The following is a 2,323-nucleotide window of genomic DNA, read 5'->3' as shown; positions in this document are numbered from 1 at the left end:
TTCCTCCTTAGCTCAGTTGGTAGAGCGACGGACTGTTAATCCGCAGGTCGCTGGTTCGAGCCCAGCAGGAGGAGCCATATTAGAAGAAGCCGCATCACTTGATGCGGCTTTTTTGTATTAGTTTAAAGCTAAGCTCTCTCCTACCCCATAACGAAATAACATAAGCGCTTTGATTATTAAAAACCGCTTACCGCAAGCTAACTATCGACTCACTAAGTAACCAGAAAATATTACCCACAAACGCGCGTGGCAAATGGTGTATCTTTCAACTAAAAAAAAGCCAGGTAAAAACCTAGCTTTTTAATTCAATCGGCCATCTCTGAAATCAGCTTAAACCACCAAGACAAATATACTTTGTCTCCAGATATTCATCGAGTCCTTGCTTAGCACCTTCCCGTCCAACACCCGACTCTTTAACTCCACCAAATGGAGCCACTTCAGTAGAGATGATCCCTTCATTCACTCCAACCATGCCGTACTCTAAACCTTCACTAAAAGTCACAATACGCTTCAAGCTATTCGTATAGAAATAGCAAGCCAAACCATATTCTGTATCGTTCGCCATTTCGAGAACTTGATCATCATTTTCAAAGGTAACAATAGGCAACACAGGCCCGAATAGCTCTTGCTGAACAATCGACATATTCTGCGTCACACTATCCAAAAGAACGGGCTCCATAAAGCGACCAGGCCGTCTCTGTGGAAAGTTAGCAATAGAGGCTCCTTCTTGTACAGCTTGATCGATCACCGCCTCTAGTCGATGCTTAGAGGCCATCGTAATAACAGGACCTAATGTGGCACCTTTCTCTAAACCACTTCCAAGCTTTAATTTGCTTAACTTCGACAATACTTTATCAATAAAAGCTTGTTTTACATTTTTATGAACATATAGCCGATTGGTACAAACACATGTTTGCCCTGCATTACGGAACTTCGACGCGACAAGCCCTTCCGCAGCCTCATCTAAGTCTGCATCTTCAAACACGATGAAAGGCGCATTACCACCCAACTCCATCGACACCGCCTTGACTGAATCACTGGCTTGCTTCATCAAAATTTTCCCAACGCGCGTAGACCCCGTAAAAGAGATCTTCTGAATCCTAGGATCAGTACTTAGTACTTGACCAAACTCAGCAGCCTGCTCCGACACCACGACAGAAAGCAGTTCTTTAGGGATACCAGCCTGATAAGCTAATTCAACAACAGCAATTGCAGTGAGAGGGGTAAGCTCTGATGGCTTGATCAACATGCCACAACCTGCCGCTAGGGCTGGTGCTGCTTTTCTTGTAATCATCGCAATAGGGAAGTTCCAAGGTGTAATTGCAGCGCATACTCCCACAGGCTGGCGAATTGCAGATAGACGTCTATCTGTCGTGGGGGCAGGAATAACTTCGCCATAAGCACGTTTTGCTTCTTCTGAGAACCACTCGACAAAAGAGGCACCATACATCACTTCCCCTTTGCTCTCAGCTAAAGGTTTACCCTGCTCTAAGGTAATAATCGTGGCTATGTCTTCTGCATTATCAAGAAGTAGTTGATACCACCCCCTCAAACGACGAGAGCGCTCTTTGGCACTTAATTTAGCCCAACGGACTTGCTCCGTTTTGCACTGACCAATGAGATCATCTAACTCATCAAGAGTACTAGGCTTTAACCGAATTAACTCTTGCTCAGTTGCAGGGTTGATGACCACAATTCCCTCTTCGGAAGACCATTGCTTAAATACAGATTTCAGCGTTTCATTTTTTATTTGTTGCATCATCAAACATACTCCTCAAGAACTCCTCTTAGGTTAATCGCTACTAGCAAGTTCAGCAAAGAAAACAAAGTTTTCTAAAAGGCATTAATTTTCGGAAGACTTAGATCTCTTCCTCACTATATTTCGGGAAATTGCGTAATCCACGCAACGACGGTCCCGCTCTAAACATGGAAGCAATGAATGTTTGAGAAATAAGATGTAGAAAATTATTGTTTAAGAGAGACGCTAACAAAACACGCAGTACGGAAGACTATTCATTCTATTACGGTTGAGGGCGAGTGTTATAAAGACTCATTGTTCAAATGGCCAATCTTTCAACGAGGACAGGATACAAACTCGGAGTAATTGGAAGTGCAGGCAGCAGGCTCATCTTCCTGAGAAACTCATGTGCCAAAAGGGTAAAGAAAGTCGTATTGTCTCGCCTTCAATGTGTAAATGCATTTCTCGGGGACACGACCAAACGAAAAAGCCCCAGTCTTTCGACTAGGGCTTAATATAAGTGGCGGAGTGGACGGGACTCGAACCCGCGACCCCCGGCGTGACAGGCCGGTATTCTAACCAACT

Annotated in this window: 1 protein-coding gene and 1 tRNA gene; one reads left to right on the top strand and one right to left on the bottom strand. The window is 44.3% G+C overall.

Features of this window, described 5'->3' with window-relative positions:
- The first annotated feature begins 1 nt into the window (after position 1).
- Positions 2–77, top strand: a tRNA-Asn gene (locus R8O70_RS24735).
- Positions 78–325: 248 nt separating this feature from the next.
- On the opposite strand, the gene R8O70_RS24730 is transcribed toward R8O70_RS24735, so the two are convergent.
- Positions 326–1,762: an NAD-dependent succinate-semialdehyde dehydrogenase gene (locus R8O70_RS24730; RefSeq protein WP_258623964.1), complete on the bottom strand. Its 1,437-nt coding sequence runs from the start codon at positions 1,760–1,762 to the stop codon at positions 326–328.
- Positions 1,763–2,323 lie beyond the last annotated feature (561 nt).

It is taken from the genome of Vibrio sp. 779(2023), from assembly GCF_033344285.1.
GTDB classification, from domain to species: Bacteria; Pseudomonadota; Gammaproteobacteria; order Enterobacterales; family Vibrionaceae; genus Vibrio; species Vibrio alginolyticus.
The sequence above is the reverse complement of the archived record's forward strand: the minus strand, read 5'-3'. Positions and strand labels throughout refer to the sequence as shown.

Excerpts from the sequence above, each read along its gene's own strand:
- R8O70_RS24730 (WP_258623964.1), bottom strand. The coding sequence starts at position 1,762 with ATGATGCAACAAATAAAAAATGAAACGCTGAAATCTGTATTTAAGCAA.